Annotated in this window: 16 protein-coding genes; 12 read left to right on the top strand and 4 right to left on the bottom strand. The window is 65.6% G+C overall.

Annotated elements, in window-relative coordinates; translation table 11 throughout:
- Position 1 precedes the first annotated feature (1 nt).
- Positions 2-661 (top strand): sigma-70 family RNA polymerase sigma factor, encoded by a 660-nt coding sequence (locus tag AB2M62_RS11080; RefSeq protein ID WP_404333725.1) that lies wholly within the window; start codon positions 2-4, stop codon positions 659-661.
- Here AB2M62_RS11080 and AB2M62_RS11075 read toward each other — a convergent pair.
- Positions 655-840: a hypothetical protein gene (locus tag AB2M62_RS11075; RefSeq protein ID WP_404333723.1), complete on the bottom strand. Its 186-nt coding sequence runs from the start codon at positions 838-840 to the stop codon at positions 655-657. The two genes, AB2M62_RS11080 and AB2M62_RS11075, sit on opposite strands and share 7 nt — an antisense overlap.
- 97 nt (positions 841-937) lie before the next feature.
- On the opposite strand from AB2M62_RS11075, the gene AB2M62_RS11070 reads away from it, so the two are divergent.
- The 8 genes from AB2M62_RS11070 (at position 938) to AB2M62_RS11035 (ending at position 8,194) form a co-directional block, all read left to right on the top strand.
- Positions 938-3,601 carry a bifunctional [glutamine synthetase] adenylyltransferase/[glutamine synthetase]-adenylyl-L-tyrosine phosphorylase gene (locus AB2M62_RS11070; RefSeq protein WP_404333721.1) on the top strand — a complete coding sequence of 888 codons (2,664 nt, stop codon included), beginning with the start codon at positions 938-940 and terminating at the stop codon, positions 3,599-3,601.
- A 12-nt stretch (positions 3,602-3,613) separates the two neighbouring features.
- Positions 3,614-4,087: a peroxiredoxin gene (locus tag AB2M62_RS11065; protein WP_404333719.1), complete on the top strand. Its 474-nt coding sequence runs from the start codon at positions 3,614-3,616 to the stop codon at positions 4,085-4,087.
- Positions 4,087-4,890 carry a ferritin-like domain-containing protein gene (locus tag AB2M62_RS11060; RefSeq protein ID WP_404333717.1) on the top strand — a complete coding sequence of 268 codons (804 nt, stop codon included), beginning with the start codon at positions 4,087-4,089 and terminating at the stop codon, positions 4,888-4,890. The genes AB2M62_RS11065 and AB2M62_RS11060 overlap by 1 nt, the downstream gene beginning before the upstream one ends.
- Positions 4,891-5,037: 147 nt before the next feature.
- Positions 5,038-6,177 carry a M23 family metallopeptidase gene (locus AB2M62_RS11055; protein ID WP_404333715.1) on the top strand — a complete coding sequence of 380 codons (1,140 nt, stop codon included), beginning with the start codon at positions 5,038-5,040 and terminating at the stop codon, positions 6,175-6,177.
- Between the two features lie 82 nt (positions 6,178-6,259).
- The gene (erpA, locus tag AB2M62_RS11050; RefSeq protein WP_404333713.1) at positions 6,260-6,601 is read left to right on the top strand and encodes an iron-sulfur cluster insertion protein ErpA; all 342 of its coding nucleotides are present in this window, start codon (positions 6,260-6,262) and stop codon (positions 6,599-6,601) included.
- A gap of 50 nt (positions 6,602-6,651) precedes the next feature.
- Positions 6,652-7,380, top strand: a complete 729-nt coding sequence (gene xth, locus AB2M62_RS11045) for an exodeoxyribonuclease III (protein ID WP_404339912.1) — start codon at positions 6,652-6,654, stop codon at positions 7,378-7,380.
- 244 nt (positions 7,381-7,624) lie between these two features.
- The gene (locus AB2M62_RS11040) at positions 7,625-7,873 is read left to right on the top strand and encodes a hypothetical protein (protein ID WP_404333711.1); all 249 of its coding nucleotides are present in this window, start codon (positions 7,625-7,627) and stop codon (positions 7,871-7,873) included.
- 60 nt (positions 7,874-7,933) lie between these two features.
- Complete coding sequence (locus AB2M62_RS11035) at positions 7,934-8,194, top strand: hypothetical protein (RefSeq protein WP_404333710.1); 261 nt, start codon at positions 7,934-7,936, stop codon at positions 8,192-8,194.
- Positions 8,195-8,237: 43 nt separating this feature from the next.
- On the opposite strand, the gene AB2M62_RS11030 is transcribed toward AB2M62_RS11035, so the two are convergent.
- Entirely contained in the window at positions 8,238-9,389 is a 1,152-nt protein-coding gene (locus AB2M62_RS11030; RefSeq protein ID WP_404333708.1) for an N-acetyltransferase, read from the bottom strand.
- A 145-nt stretch (positions 9,390-9,534) separates the two neighbouring features.
- Between AB2M62_RS11030 and AB2M62_RS11025 the strand changes: the two genes are divergently transcribed.
- A complete protein-coding gene (locus AB2M62_RS11025) occupies positions 9,535-10,629 on the top strand; it encodes a fatty acid desaturase family protein (protein ID WP_404333706.1) in 1,095 nt (364 codons plus the stop codon).
- Between the two features lie 73 nt (positions 10,630-10,702).
- Here the strand turns inward: AB2M62_RS11025 and lptG are convergent, their stop codons facing one another.
- Both lptG and lptF read right to left on the bottom strand, forming a co-directional pair.
- On the bottom strand, positions 10,703-11,800 hold the full coding sequence (gene lptG, locus AB2M62_RS11020) for an LPS export ABC transporter permease LptG (protein ID WP_404333704.1): 1,098 nt from the start codon (positions 11,798-11,800) through the stop codon (positions 10,703-10,705).
- The gene (lptF, locus tag AB2M62_RS11015) at positions 11,797-12,999 is read right to left on the bottom strand and encodes an LPS export ABC transporter permease LptF (protein WP_404333702.1); all 1,203 of its coding nucleotides are present in this window, start codon (positions 12,997-12,999) and stop codon (positions 11,797-11,799) included. The genes lptG and lptF overlap by 4 nt, the downstream gene beginning before the upstream one ends.
- Positions 13,000-13,142: 143 nt before the next feature.
- Between lptF and obgE the strand changes: the two genes are divergently transcribed.
- Positions 13,143-14,192 carry a GTPase ObgE gene (obgE, locus tag AB2M62_RS11010; RefSeq protein WP_404333700.1) on the top strand — a complete coding sequence of 350 codons (1,050 nt, stop codon included), beginning with the start codon at positions 13,143-13,145 and terminating at the stop codon, positions 14,190-14,192.
- Positions 14,177-14,545, top strand: coding sequence for an Imm8 family immunity protein (locus AB2M62_RS11005; RefSeq protein WP_404333698.1), 369 nt, complete (start codon positions 14,177-14,179; stop codon positions 14,543-14,545). Before obgE ends, AB2M62_RS11005 begins: the two co-directional genes overlap by 16 nt.
- Positions 14,546-14,583 lie beyond the last annotated feature (38 nt).

Below are 14,583 nucleotides of genomic sequence, written 5' to 3'. Positions count from 1 at the left end.
AATGACCGACTCTGCACAGCCCGACGATCGCGCCGAAGACGCCGAGATCGCTCCCGTCGAGCATGTTTCGCTCTCCGATCCGGAGTTCAAGAAGCAGCTTGCGCAAGTGATTCCGCATCTGCGCGCATTCGGGCGCTCGCTTTCGGGAAGTCGCGATCTCGCCGACGATCTCGTGCAGGAAACGCTGCTGAAGGCTTGGGCGGCGCGAAAGCGCTTCCAGGCCGGCACCAATATGCGTGCATGGACCTTTATCATCCTGCGCAATCTCTATCTCAGCCAGATGCGCCGTGCGCGCTTCAAGGGCGAGTGGGACGATCTCGTCGCGGACCGTTTGCTGGCAGCGCCGGCGAGCCAGGATCGCCATGTCGAATTGAACGACATGCAGCGCGCGCTGCTCCATCTGCCCCAGCCCCAGCGCGAGGCGCTGATCCTCGTCGGTGCCGGCGGCTTCGCCTATGAAGAAGCTGCCGAGATCTGCAACGTGGCGGTCGGGACGATCAAGAGCCGCGTCGCGCGGGGGCGCGTTGCGCTCGAATCGTTGCTGACCGAAGGCCAGTTGCCGTCGCGACGCGAAAGCCTGCCGAACCCGGGCGGGAAGAGCGCGCTCGATACGATCATGGGCGAAGTCGACGATCTCAGCCGCGATCGCGGCGCTCAATAAGTGGCGCCTCCGCCGGCGCGGTCGAGTTGGCGCAATATCGCGACCATGTCGTCCGGCAGCGCCGGGTCGCGGGCATAGGCATTGCTCAACGCACTCCCGATCGCGTCGCTGGCGCGCGGAGCCCTGACGCGGAAGGCGCCGCCTGCCGGGTCGGGCGTCAAGAAATTCGAGCGGGTCATGCAATTATAACCGCCGAAAGCCGCATTTGTTGCTTGACAAGTGGCAAATCACGTTTTGCTAGGTTTAATTGCGATGAGCCCGCAAAGCCTTGATCCGATGATTTTGGACGCTGTGGCGCGGGCGGGCGCCCATGCGCCGTTCCTGGCAGTGCTGCTCGACCGCGAACCGCAACTCGCTGAATTGCTGGAGGGAGCGCTCGCAGATCCTCTCGCTGCCGCGGCTGCGCCCGAAGCAGAAATGGCGCCGGCGCGCGCGCTGCGCCTTGCCCGGCGGAGGCTCGCGCTGATCGTCGCGCTTGGTGATCTGTCGGGCCGTTACGACCTGAAACGTATCACCGGGCTGCTCAGCGCCTTCGCCGACGATGCGCTGGACCGCGCAGTGCGTGCGGCAATCCGCGAGCGCACCCCCGATGCCGAACCGCGCGGCTTCGCGGTGATAGCGCTCGGCAAGCTTGGCAGCTTCGAGCTCAACTATTCGTCCGACGTCGATCCGATCTTCCTCTACGATCCGGCGACGCTGCCCTGCCGCCCGCGAGAGGCGGTTGAGGATGCCGCGGTGCGCATCGGCCGCCGTGTGATAGACCTGCTGCAGACGCGCGATGGCGACGGCTATGTGCTGCGTGTTGACCTGCGGCTGCGGCCCTCGCCCGAGGCTACCCCAATCGTGCTGCCCGTCGAGGCGGCGATCAGCTATTATGAGTCGCAGGCGCTGCCCTGGGAGCGCGCTGCGTTTATCCGCGCGCGGGCGTGCGCCGGTGATGTGGCGCTAGGCGAAAGCTTCCTCGCCGCGATCCGACCCTTTGTCTGGCGCCGCGCACTCGATTTCGGTGCGATCGGTGAAATCCAGGACATCTCCCGCCGGATCCGCGACCATTATTCGCAGGCCCAGGCGTTCGGTCCGGGCTATGATCTCAAGCGCGGTCGCGGCGGCATCCGCGAGATCGAATTCTTCGCGCAGATCCACCAGCTCATCCATGGCGGGCGCGACCCCTCGCTGCGCGTTCCCGCGACCCGCGACGCGCTGGCGGCACTCGCGTCCGCGGGACTGATTGATGCCGGGGAGGCGCAGGACCTTGGCCAAGCCTATGTCGTGCTGCGGACGATCGAGCATCGTCTGCAGATGGTCGACGATCGCCAGACGCACAGCCTCCCGACCGATCCCGCCGCGCTCGCCAATGTCGCGGCGCTGCACGGGCTACCAGGCAGCGCTGCGCTGCTCGATCTCCTCGCGCCGCACGTCGTCCGCGTCGGGACGATCTACGATTCGCTCGCTGAGGGTGATGGCGACATGCTCCCCGCCGATCCGCCGCGGCTCGAGCAATGGCTTGCCGAGGCCGGGTTCGCCGATCCGCCGAACGTGGTGCGGATCGTCGAGGGCTGGCGCGGCGCGAGTTACCCGGCGTTGCGCACCCCGCAAGCCCGCGAGGCGCTGGAGGCAGTGATGCCCGATCTGTTGCGCGCCTTCGGTCAGGCCCATGACAGCGCGGTCACGGTGATCCGCTTCGATGCGATGCTCGCCCGGTTGCCAAGTGCAATCAACTTCTTCCGTCTGCTCGAGGCGCGCCCCGCGCTCGCCCGTCTGCTTAGCGCGATCCTGTCGCATGCGCCGACGCTGGCCGAGCAACTCGGGCGCCGTGCCGAACTGCTCGACGGGCTGATCGATGCCACAGCGCTCGATCCGGTCGCCGATATCGCAGCCTTGGTGGGCGAAATGGGCGCGCGCGAACGCGATGCCGACTATCAATGGCAGCTCGAACATGTCCGGCGTCTCGTCAACGAGAAGCGGTTCGCGCTGGGTGCTCAGATCGTCGCTGGTGCAAGCGATCCGCTCGAAGTCTCTGCGGGCTATGCGCGCGTTGCCGAGGCGGCGCTCGCGGTGCTTGCCGAGGCCACTGTCGCCGAGTTCGTCCGCGTGCACGGGCGCGTCCCCAGTAGCGAGCTGGTTGTCCTTGCGCTTGGCCGGCTCGGCGGCGCGGCGCTCACCCACGCCTCGGACCTCGATCTGATCTATGTCTTTACCGGCGATTACTCGGCCGAATCCGATGGCGCCAAGCCGCTCGGCGCAGTGACCTATTACAACCGGCTGGCGCAGCGGATCACCGCGGCGCTTTCGGTGCCGACCGCGGCAGGGCCGCTCTACGACGTGGATACCCGGCTGCGGCCCTCGGGCGCGCAGGGGCCGCTGTCGGTCTCGATTGAGGCGTTCCGCCGATACCAGCGCGAGGATGCCTGGACCTGGGAGCATATGGCGCTCACCCGCGCGCGGGCAGTGTTCGGCTCGCTCGAAGCCAGGGAAGCGGTAACCGCTATCATCGCCGACGTGCTCGGCGGTGCCCGGCCTAATCGCGACATCGTCGCCGACGCGACTCAGATGCGCGCCGACATGGCCGCGCACAAGCCGCCGGGTGGGCCGCTCGACGTCAAGCTGCTCGATGGTGGGCTCGTCGATCTCGAATTCGCGGTGCATACGCTCCAACTCTGCCACCGCACTGCCTTCGTGCCGCGGCTTGGCGACGCGATCGATCCGCTGGTGGGGCAGGGGCTGATGCCGTCTGCGATGCGCGACGCGCATGATTTCCTCTCGCGGTTGCTGGTGACGATGCGGCTGGTCGCGCCGGATGCCCAGCCGCCCGACGCCGAGACGCAGGCGCTGATCGCGCGTGCGCTGAAGCTTGAAAGCTGGGGCGCAGTGGTTGCGTCGCTCGAGCGGACCCGGCAGGAGGTGCGTGAATGCTGGGCGGCGATCCGCGCCGAGAGCTGACGGAGATTCTCCATGGCCATCGAGGAAGGCGCCAAGCTTCCGGCGATCACGCTCGACACCGCCGACGGCGGAACCATAGCGCTGCAGGACTGCGCCAGCGCGCCGTTGGTGCTCTATTTCTATCCCAAGGACGATACCTCGGGCTGCACGCGCGAGGCGCAGGATTTCTCGGCGCTGCTTCCCGAATTCGAGGCGCTCGGCGCTCGGGTGATCGGGGTGTCCAAGGATCCGGCGGCCAAGCACCAGAAGTTCGCTGCGAAATATGATCTCACCGTGCCGCTGGCCACCGATACCGATGGCAGCGCGATGGAAGCCTTTGGCGTCTGGGTCGAGAAGCAGCTCTACGGCAAGCGTTACATGGGGATCGACCGCTCGACCTTTCTGTTCGATGGCGAAGGCAGGCTGTTCCGCGCCTGGCGGCGGGTGCGCGTGCCGGGGCACGCCGTCGATGTGCTCGAATCGCTCCAGGAAATGCTGGCCGCGTAATGCGCAGCGTCGCCGAGGCAGCGCGCGCGGTGCTCAATGCCGCCGAACCTCGCGACAAGATCAAGGCGGCGCGGACGGCAGCGCGTGACTGGCGGCTGGGGCGGCTCGCCTTCGTTTTCGATGTGACAATGCCCATCCGCCCGGCACGGCCGGACCGGCCCGAGTTGCTGCCGCCGAACCAGATGCCCAAGCGCGGCAAGGGCGGATCGGAACGCGGCCGGATCGCACTGATCCATGCGCTGGCGCACATCGAATTTGCCGCGATCGACCTGGCGTTCGACGCCGTCGGGCGCTTCGGGGTCATGTTCCCGCGTGGCTTCACCGATGACTGGATGCGGGTCGGCGCCGACGAGGCGATGCATTTCGCGCTGCTCGATCGGCGGCTGCGCCAGCTCGGCAGCCACTATGGAGCGATGCCTGCGCATGACGGGCTGTGGGATGCGGCGGCGGAAACCGCGCACGATCGGCTGGCGCGGCTGGCCGTCGTCCCGATGGTTCTCGAGGCGCGCGGGCTTGACGTCACCCCAGCGACGATCGCGCGTTTCGTCGCAGTCGGCGATCATGTCACCGGTGGCATTCTGACTCGGATCCTGAACGATGAAGTTCGCCATGTCCGCGCGGGAACCACCTGGTTCGAATCAGCCTGTGCCGACGAAAACCGCGCACCCGAGGCAACCTGGCACGAACTTGTCCGGGCCCATTTTCACGGGCTGATTAAGCCGCCGTTCAACGACTCGGCGCGTCGTTCAGCCGGTCTGACGCGAGAATATTACGCGCCTCTTGCCGTGCAGGGAAACCTCTGAGCAAAAGATAACTGCGTCCATGCGGAGGGGCTTCTGCTCGGACATTTGGGATTTTTCTGGGGTGCGCAACGGGAAACATCCCGTGCACGCGTCATGGTTTGCCGGGGACTCATGAAGGCTTCGAATAGTAAGAATGCGAACCTCGGGTTGCGGTTCCGTCATTTTTTCACCACGCGCGATTTTATCTTCCATGACGGTCGCGATCTGCGCCGCTTCAGCGTTGCCGGGCGAACCCAGGCGATGATGGCGGGTATCGCGGCGGTAACGGTTCTCTTCTCGGGCTATGGCGTTGCCCAGGCGATGGCCGGCGCGATCGCGGTGAGTGGCGTTTCGGCCGTTCCCGGCTCGCCCGAGGCACAGGTCGCCAAGATGCGCGCTGAAGTCGCGCAGATGCAGGCCGATTTCGCCGCTGCCAAGCAGGCCGCCAAGCTCCATGCCGCACGGGTCGACCAGCGCCAGGCGTTGATCGCCGCGGTGCTCGTCGGCAAGGCCAATGCCAGCGCGATCGATGCTGCCGTCGTCCAGGGCACACCGCGCACCAGCGCCGTGGGCGATGAAGTGCTCGCGCCGCTCCGCCAGGTCGAGGCGCGCCAGCTTGCGCTCGCCGGCCAGGCACGGATCGCCGGCGAAGCGCGTTTCCAGCGCACCGCCAGCCAGTTCCGCCGCCTAGGGCTCAGCCCCGAGCGCTACGTCGTGTCCGGCGCGATGGGCGGCCCCTACGAGCCGGTCCGTCCCGGCGACGATGCCGGTTCGGCGACCAGCGAGAATGCCGACGCCGAATTTCGCGCGCTTTTCCAGACCTGGAAGAAGCTCGACGCGCTCGAACAGACGGTGATCTCGATCCCGTCGATGCAGCCGGTCGACAAGGTCCTGTTCACCTCGCAGTTCGGCGTCCGCTCGGATCCGTTCCGCGGCACCGCGGCGATGCACGCTGGTGTCGATATCCCGGGCTCGATCGGCACGCCGATCTACGCCACTGCCGATGGCGTAATCTCGCACGCTGGCCGCCAGGGCGGTTACGGCAACCTCGTCCAGATCAACCATGGTCGCGGCATCGAAACGCGCTACGGCCATCTTTCGAAGATCCTGGTCGCCGACAACACCCGCGTTCGCCGCGGCCAGATCATCGGCCTGATGGGCTCGACCGGCCGCTCGACCGGCAGCCACCTCCATTATGAAGTCCGCGTCGACGGCAAGGCGGTCAACCCGATCCCCTTCCTTCAGACCGGCGAATATCTCGCTCAGGCCCAGGTGCCGGGCGGCGTTGGCGGCCCCGCCAAGCAATAAGGAGAGGCGCGCCGGGAGCGGGCACGCTCCTGGCGCAGCTTCGCTGGTTGCCCCTCGGCGCGTGCGCCCCTATCTCGGTGCCATGGCCACCACTGTTGCTCCTGATGTCGCGTTGACCCCAGCCGCTGCGGCGCGCGTTGCCGCGATCGCTGCCAAGCAGGGCAAGCCCGCGATCCTGCGCCTCTCGGTCGAAGGCGGCGGCTGTTCGGGCTTCCAGTACAAGTTCGGCATGGCCGAGGCTGCCGAGGCGGAGGACAGCATCGCCGAGACCGACGGCGTCCAGCTTCTGGTCAATTCGATGAGCCTCGATCTGGTGCGTGGCGCGCAGGTGGATTTTGTCGATAATCTCGGCGGCGCGCATTTCGCCGTGACCAATCCCAACGCAGCCTCGGGCTGCGGCTGCGGCACCAGCTTCTCGGTCTGACGCACTTGCCCAAGATCGTCAGCTACAACGTCAACGGCATCAAGGCGCGCATGGAGCGTCTGCTCGAATATCTCGACGAGCAGAAGCCGGACATTGTCTGCCTGCAGGAACTGAAGGGCGCGGATGAAACGCTGCCCGTCAAGGATATCGAGGCCGCCGGCTATGGCGCGGTGTGGCACGGTCAAAAGGGCTTCAACGGTGTCGCAGTGCTCGCGCGCGGGCAGCAGCCGGTCGAGCGCCAGCGCGGACTCGCCGGCGACCCCGAAGATGCGCACAGCCGCTATATCGAAGTCGAGGTCGGCGATCTGATCGTTGCGTCGATCTATCTGCCCAACGGCAATCCGCAGCCGGGCCCCAAGTTCGACTACAAGCTCCAATGGATGGAGCGCCTTGCCGAGCGGGCGGGGGCGCTGCTCGCCGAGGAGCGGCCGGTGGTGCTCGCCGGTGATTACAATGTCATTCCCAATGACGACGACACCTTCTCGGTGCGCGCTATGGCGAGCGACGCGCTGATGCAGCCCGAATCGCGTGCCCGCTATCGCAGCCTGCTTGCGCAAGGCTGGACCGATGCGCTGCGCACGCGCTTCCCCGCCGGCGGAATCTGGACCTTCTGGGATTATCAGGCGGGGGCCTGGCAGCGCGACGCAGGTTTTCGCATCGATCACCTGCTGCTCAGCCCGCAGGCCGCCGATCGCCTGAACGGCGCTGGCGTCGACAAGGACTATCGGGGCCGCGAGCGCGCGAGCGACCATGCCCCAACCTGGGTGACTCTGCGCTAGCAGTGCGCTCCTAGCGTCCGGATCGACCGGATTCGCACACTAAGCGCTGTTCAACTTCGGACACTTGTGCGCCGGTTCCGCCAACATTTGGCGGAATATACTGTGTTGTGGCTCTAAGTCACTTCGGTGACAAAGGCTAACTCCTTGAAATAGCTAGAGCGGCGTACTTGGCACGCGCCTTGCGATAGTTCCGATGCAGGCGATCGAGGGAGCGCCTGGCACCTGGAAGTAAAGGAGTAAGTAAATGAGCAACCGCATTACCAGCCGGCTGATCGCCGTCCTCGCCGCGGCCAGCTTCGCCGGTGCCGCCGCTCTCCCGGCCTATGCAATCCCCGATCCGGCGGCCGTCAAGCCGTCGCAGGAGGCGCCCAAGCTGAAGCGCTACTGCGTCGAGCAGGTCACCACCGGAACGGTGCTCAAGCAAGCGCGAGTTTGCAAGACGCGCGACGAATGGATCGCCCAGACCGGCTCCGACCCGGCCAAGCAGCACTAATCCCAAACCTCTCGGGCTGACGCATTCGCACAGCCGCACGCCAATCAAAGGAAAATCGACATGAGCAAGTTCTTCTCCGCCGCCGCTGCCCTGATCGCCACTGCCGCCCTGGCTACCGGCGCGCTCGCCCCCGCCGCGATGGCCAAGGCAGATCCGAAGCGCGTCCAGTCCGAACAGGATGACAGCCAGGCATCGATGAAGCAGAAATATTGCGTCAAGGACGCATTCACCGGCAGCCGCATCCGCAAGCTGGTTTGCCTGACGCGCGGACAGTGGATCGCGCAGACCGGTGAAGACCCCGCGCAGCTCGAAAAGAAGTGATCGGACGCGCGCGGCGGCACGTCCGCCGCGCGCTTCGCCGCCGTCAGATCGGCTTGTGGTAGATCAGATATTCGCGATTGACGTGGCTCTCGATCGCATCGGCGATCGCGACCATTCCTTGATTATCCTCGAGGATCCAGCCGATCTCACCGCGGCTCGCGCCATAGTTCGAAACCGCCGCGCGGCGGATCTGCTCGATCAGCATGAAGGCCAGCTGGCTCGCCATCCGCGACGATTGCAGCCGCTTCACCACGCCCATCAACGGCACGCGCATCGTGAGCACCTGCGGCCTGCGCAGCCACAGCAGCAGTTTCGCCCAGCCGAAGGGCAGCAACGAGCCCTTGAGCGGCTTGATCGCCTCATTGAGGTCGGGGAGCGTCACCATGAAGGCCACCGGCTCGCCGTCTAGCTCGGCAATCCGGATCAGATCCTCGAACACCAGCGGCTTGAGCTTCTTGCCGACATCGTCGATCTCGGGCTGGGTTAGCGGGATGAAACCCCAATTGTCCGACCATGCATCGTTGAGAATCGCGAGGATGATCGCGGCTTCTTCGGCGAATTTCGATTTGTCGACCTTGCGGATGCGAATGCGCGGGTTCTTCTCGCCGTTCGAGACGATGCGCTGGATCAGCGGCGGAAATTCCTGCGCGACGTTGAGCTCGTAGGTGACCAGCTTCTTCGCTTCGGTGTAGCCGAGCGCTTCGATCCAGCCTTGATAACGCGCCGGGTGGTGCCCCATCAGCACCGTCGGCGAATGATCATGGCCCTTCACCAGCAGCCCGGGCTCTTCCCAGATCGACAGGCTCACCGGACCGATCGCCTTGGTCAGTCCCTTGTCGCGCAGCCATTGCTCAGCCGTCTCGATGACGGTTTTGGCGACCTCGGCATCTTCGGCTTCGAACAGGCCCCAGAAGCCGGTGCCGGGGCCGAAGCCCTGCTCGCGTGGCATTTCCAGCGCCAGCCGATCGATATGCGCCGAGATCCGCCCGACGACCTTGCCGCCGCGCTCCGCCAGGAACAGCTGCGCCTCGGCATGGCTGAACCAGCCATTTTTCTTGGGATCGATCGTCGCGGCGACTTCGGCGCGCAGCGGTGGCACCCAGTGCGGATCGTCGCCGTTCAGGCGGTAGGCGAGTTCGATAAAGGCCTTGGTGTCCGCCTTGGAGAGGACGGGGCGGACAGTGATTGCGGACATGCGGAGGTGCCTCTTGCGCTGGGTTGCGTGCAGTCCTGCTTTCGACGGGGGAATGTCAAGCGGAACCTAGCGTTTCCAGCCTAGCCCGACGCTGCCCCTGTTCCCGCCAACATGTAGCCACTATCTCAAGGCAATGGACCAGACCATGAACACGTCTATCGCCTTGAATCTTCGCGAGGCTGCGGCGCCCTTGGCGCCGGCTTCGCGACCGCGCATCGCCGACGACAAGGCGATGCTGCGCGCCGCCGCGGAAATCGCGCGCGACCTCCACAAGCCGCGTCCCGGCATCTTCTGGGGCGACATGCTCGCCTCTGCCGCGCTCGGCTATGGCGCTCTCGCTGCGACGATCCTGGCGCCGTCCACGGCGCTGGCGCTCCTCGCCGGGGCCGTCGCGGTCCTGGCGCTGTACCGTGCCCTGTTGTTCATCCACGAGATCAGCCATCTCAAGCATAGCGATCTGCCGGGCTTCCGACTGGCGTGGAACGCGCTGGTCGGCGTGCCGCTAATGGTGCCGTCTTTCATGTATGAGGGCGTGCACAACCTCCATCACAACCGCACCCGCTATGGCACGGTCGAGGACCCCGAATATCTGCCGCTGGCGCTGATGAAGCCCTGGTCGCTGCCGCTGTTCGTGGTGGTCTCGGCGCTGGCGCCTATCGGGCTCTTGCTGCGCTACGCCGTGCTGTCGCCGCTGTCGCTGGTGATCCCGCCGTTGCGCCGGATCGTTCGCGAGCGCTATTCGGGGCTGGTCATCAACCCGGCGTTCCGTCGTCGCGCGACCGAAGGTGCCGAGCGGACGCGCTGGCTGATGCAGGAAATCGCGGCGAGCGTCTGGGCGATCGCGCTGATCGGGTTAACCGTGGCCGGCGTGCTCCCGCTCAAGGCCTTTCTGATCTTCCTAGGCGTGATCAGCGTCGTCACGGTGCTCAACCAGATCCGCACGCTGGTGGCGCATCTGTGGGAGAATGAGGGCGAGGCGATGAGCGTCACCGCGCAATATCTCGACAGCGTCAACGTGCCGCCGCCGGGCCTGCTCCCGGGCCTGTGGGCGCCGGTGGGGTTGCGTTATCACGCGCTCCACCATCTTCTGCCGAGCGTGCCCTATCACAATCTCGGCCAGGCGCACTGCCGCCTGACCGCGATGCTCGAGCCGGATTCGCCCTATCACAAGGCGAGCTTTAAGGGGCTTCCGGGGCTGGTCACCCGGCTGGCGCGCAGCACGATGGGTGTTCGCGATTAAGCCGAGCGTCGCCGTACCGCATTTTGAAGGGCCGCTCCCATTGGGGGCGGCCCTTTTTGCTAGCGGCGGGAGCTCACTCCTCCGAGCGGAGGAGCACCACTTCGCCGATCATCAGAAACAGCAGGAAGGGCGCCCAGGCCGCGAGGAAGGGCGGGTAGGCGCCGAGATTGCCCATCGCCAGCGCGAAATTGTCCGCGACGAAATAGAGAAACCCCAGCGCCATGCCGATCACGGCCCGGACGAAAAGCTTGCCCGAGCGCGCCAGGCCGAACGCCGCGACCGCGCCGAGCAGCGGCATCAGGATCGACGAGAGCGGCCCCGACAGCTTGTGCCACAGCGAGCCCTCGAGCGCCTTAGTCGGCCGGCCGGCGACATCGAGCTCGTCGATCGCGCCCTTGAGTTCGGTGAAGGACAGGCTGTCGGCATCGACATGGGTGAGCGTGAACTGGTCGGGCTGGACGCCTTCGGCGACCTTGATCGTGCCCAGGTCGACCAGCTTGCCGCTCGCGACGTCGAAGCGCGTCGCGCCATCGACCCGCCAGCCCTTGCCGTCGCGCACCGCGTGCTTGGCGGTGACGATCGAGCGCAGCGACCGCCCGGTGCGTTCATAGACGGTGATGTCGTAGAGCTGGATCGCGGCGCCCCGGCCCTTGACCTGGTTCGCGACGATCAGATGGTCGCCATCCTTCACCCACACGTTCGAGCGATCGCCACGATCGATCGGAAGGGGGCCGTAATCGACCTTCTTCCACTGTTCGAGGGTTGCCGTGGAACGCGCGACGATCCGCTCGTTGAAACCGAACGCGATCACCGCGACGCCGAAAGCGGTGAGGATCAGCGGCGCCAGGACCTGGTGCGCCGAAAGCCCCGAGGCCTTCATCGCGATGACTTCGCTGTTCTGGTTGAGCTGGGATAGCGTCAGGATCGTGCCGAGCAGCACCGAGAAGGGGAGGAAGCGGGCGATGATCTCGGGCGTGCGCAACCCGACATACCGCCAGACCTGCGCCTCGCCATTGCCGGCATAGGCCAGGATCTTGCCCGATTCGCTCAGCAGGTCGAGCGCCTGGAGGATGAGCACCAACGCCGCCAAAATGGCGAAGGTGCGCACCAGGAACATCTTGCCCATGTAGAGCGACATCGTGCGCGACGGGAAGAAATTGACCCAGTTCATGCGGTCGCCTCGCGATTTTTCCTGCGCCCGGGCAGGAGCCGGACGATCCACTTCCAGCTCTTCGCGAACACCCGCTCCAGCGCGCCGATCGGCTGCCCGCCGGGCACGTAGGCAACGGTGTAGTACATCCAGAAGGTCAGCCCCGCGAAGATCGAGAAGGGCACCCACATCGCGATGATCGGATCGATGCGGCCAAGGCTGCCGATCGCCTGGGCGTATTCGTTGATCTTGTGATAGGTCACGATCATCACGATCGACAGGAACACCCCGAGCGCCGAGGTCGAGCGCTTGGGCGGAATGCCCAAGGCGGCGGCGATCATCGGCAGCAGGAACATCGAGACCACTTCGGCGAGGCGGAAATGGAAGGCGGCGCGGCTGGTTTCGCGCATCTCCGCGCTAACGCGCGGATCCTTGCCGCTGACCGCGAGCTCGGGAAGCGTCAGCTCGAGATTCTTGTCGCCGCGCTTGCGGAACTGCTCATATTTGGGGAGCGGGATCGGCAAATTGTGGGTGTCGAAGGTGAGCACCCGCGGGATCGGCGACCCCTTGTCGCGATGGACCAGCGTGCCATTGGTCAGCCGGAAGATGATCGTATCGGGATCGTCCGAGCGGAGGAACTGACCCTTTTCCGCAGTTACGGCCAGCGGGCTGCCGTCGGCAGTGATCATCTGGACGAAGATCCCCGAAAGCTCGCGGCCTTCCTTCTGGCTCAATTCGATGCGCAGCGTCATCTTGGGGCCGAAGGTGGTGAACTCGCCGACCTTGATCGAGGCGCCAAGCGCGCCCGAGCGCAACTCGAAGCGCAGTTGCTCGTAATTGTAGCGCGCCCGCGGCTGGACATAGCCGACGATCGCCAGATTGAGGATCGCCAGCGCGATCGCGTAGAAGAACGGCACGCGCAGCAGCCGGGTATAGCTAATCCCGACCGCGCGAAGCACGTCGAGCTCGGACGAGGTGGCGAGGCGACGGAAGGCGAGGAGGCAGCCGAGCATCAGCCCGATAGGAATGCCGAGGCCGAGATATTCCGGCAGCAGGTTGGCGAGCATCCGCCAGACGACGCTGACCGGGCCGCCTTCAGTGGCGACGAAGTCGAACAGCCGCAGCATGCGGTCGAGCACCAGCAGCATCGCGGAGATCAGCAGCGTCGAGATCAGCGGAACCGCGATCAGCCGCGCCATATAGCGATCGATCGAATTCATGCGACGCTAGGGCTGCCTTTTCTGTCGGCGCCCGCTTGACGCCGCGTTCCAAAGCACTTGCCTATACAAGCGGTTCCGTTTCGCGCCAGCAAGAAAGTTGCTTGGGGTAGCATACACGACGAGACGGGCTTAAGGGCAGCGCCATGCATTTCCTCGATCAAGCCAAGATTTTCGTGCGTTCGGGCGCCGGTGGCCCCGGCGCCGTGAGCTTCCGGCGCGAAAAGTTCATCGAATATGGCGGCCCCGATGGCGGCAATGGCGGCAAGGGCGGCGACGTTATCTTCGAAGCGGTGGCCGGCCTGAACACGCTGATCGACTTTCGCTACACTCAGCATTTCCGTGCGCCGCGCGGGCAGGGCGGCTCGGGCTCGAACCGTACCGGCGGCGGCGGCGACGACCTGGTGATCAAGGTCCCGATCGGCACCCAGATCCTCGCCGATGACGACGAGCGCACGCTGCTGCTCGACCTCACCAAGCAAGGCGAGCGCGTCGTCTTCCTGCGTGGCGGCGACGGCGGCCGCGGCAACGCCAGCTACAAGACCTCGACCAATCGCGCGCCGCGCCAGCACGGCACCGGCTGGCCCTATGAAGAGGCCTGGGTGTGGCTGCGGCTGAAGCTGCTTGCCGATGCGGGCCTTGTCGGGCTGCCCAATGCCGGCAAGTCGACCTTTATCAACGCGGTGACCAATGCGCAGGCGAAGGTCGGCGCCTATGCCTTCACCACCACCCGCCCGCAGCTCGGCGTCGTCCGCCACAAGCAGCGCGAATTCGTCGTGGCCGACATTCCCGGACTGATCGAAGGCGCGGCGGAAGGCGCGGGGATCGGCGATCGCTTCCTCGGCCATATCGAGCGCTGCCGGGTGCTGCTCCACCTCGTCGACGCCAATGACGAGGACGTCGCCGAGAGCTATCGCATCGTCCGCGACGAGCTGGAGAATTACGGCGCGGGGCTGACCGACAAGAAGGTCATCGTCGCGCTCAACAAGATCGACACGCTCGACGACGAACTCATCGCCGCGCTCTCGGCCGAGCTCGAAGAGGCCAGCGGCGCCGAAGTGATCCCGCTGTCCGGCGCCGCCGGCACCGGCGTCGACTGGGTGCTCGACAAGCTGCTCGAGGCGATCGGCCCCGAGGCGTCGAAGGTCAGCGACGACGACGAGGGCGAAGATACGATCGAGTGGTCGCCGGTTTGAGGAGCGCTGAGCTACGCTCACTGTGGACTGTCGAAGGCGAGCCGCTGGTTTCGGTATCGGTCGAAAGCGACGCCTTCTGCGTATGGCTTCGAGCCTACATAGGCGAGCATGGCGAAAAGGGGGAAGAAAGCTTCGACTTCGCGGTCTGTTCTCCATCTTGGTTGGAGCGGGAGTTGGAGAAGCAAGGACCACTCAGTGGGCGTTTCCTGCTGATTGTGCAAGCCTTTGAGCCTGCGCAGATTGAGCAATATGTCCGCCGCCGCGTCGAGGAGGCGAAGGGAGGCGACTGGTCGGCCATTGCAGAAAAGCTGTCGCGTTGGAGCGCATGGGAGTTTGAAGACTATCGCTCGTAGCTGTTCGCGCTTTGAGAATTGTAGCTGCGCAAGCTAAG

This window comes from Sphingomonas sp. MMS12-HWE2-04, from assembly GCF_044881185.1.
GTDB lineage: Bacteria > Pseudomonadota > Alphaproteobacteria > Sphingomonadales > Sphingomonadaceae > Sphingomonas.
This window is presented reverse-complemented; position numbering and strand designations above follow the sequence as displayed.

What these genes read in the sequence shown, in the direction of transcription:
- AB2M62_RS11080 (WP_404333725.1), top strand. Translation starts at nt 2, where the DNA reads ATGACCGACTCTGCACAGCCCGACGATCGCGCCGAAGACGCCGAGATC.
- AB2M62_RS11075 (WP_404333723.1), bottom strand. Translation starts at nt 840, where the DNA reads ATGACCCGCTCGAATTTCTTGACGCCCGACCCGGCAGGCGGCGCCTTC.
- AB2M62_RS11070 (WP_404333721.1), top strand. Translation starts at nt 938, where the DNA reads ATGATTTTGGACGCTGTGGCGCGGGCGGGCGCCCATGCGCCGTTCCTG.
- AB2M62_RS11065 (WP_404333719.1), top strand. Translation starts at nt 3,614, where the DNA reads ATGGCCATCGAGGAAGGCGCCAAGCTTCCGGCGATCACGCTCGACACC.
- AB2M62_RS11060 (WP_404333717.1), top strand. Translation starts at nt 4,087, where the DNA reads ATGCGCAGCGTCGCCGAGGCAGCGCGCGCGGTGCTCAATGCCGCCGAA.
- erpA (WP_404333713.1), top strand. Translation starts at nt 6,260, where the DNA reads ATGGCCACCACTGTTGCTCCTGATGTCGCGTTGACCCCAGCCGCTGCG.
- xth (WP_404339912.1), top strand. Translation starts at nt 6,652, where the DNA reads ATGGAGCGTCTGCTCGAATATCTCGACGAGCAGAAGCCGGACATTGTC.
- AB2M62_RS11040 (WP_404333711.1), top strand. Translation starts at nt 7,625, where the DNA reads ATGAGCAACCGCATTACCAGCCGGCTGATCGCCGTCCTCGCCGCGGCC.
- AB2M62_RS11035 (WP_404333710.1), top strand. Translation starts at nt 7,934, where the DNA reads ATGAGCAAGTTCTTCTCCGCCGCCGCTGCCCTGATCGCCACTGCCGCC.
- AB2M62_RS11030 (WP_404333708.1), bottom strand. Translation starts at nt 9,389, where the DNA reads ATGTCCGCAATCACTGTCCGCCCCGTCCTCTCCAAGGCGGACACCAAG.
- AB2M62_RS11025 (WP_404333706.1), top strand. Translation starts at nt 9,535, where the DNA reads ATGAACACGTCTATCGCCTTGAATCTTCGCGAGGCTGCGGCGCCCTTG.
- lptG (WP_404333704.1), bottom strand. Translation starts at nt 11,800, where the DNA reads ATGAACTGGGTCAATTTCTTCCCGTCGCGCACGATGTCGCTCTACATG.
- lptF (WP_404333702.1), bottom strand. Translation starts at nt 12,999, where the DNA reads ATGAATTCGATCGATCGCTATATGGCGCGGCTGATCGCGGTTCCGCTG.
- obgE (WP_404333700.1), top strand. Translation starts at nt 13,143, where the DNA reads ATGCATTTCCTCGATCAAGCCAAGATTTTCGTGCGTTCGGGCGCCGGT.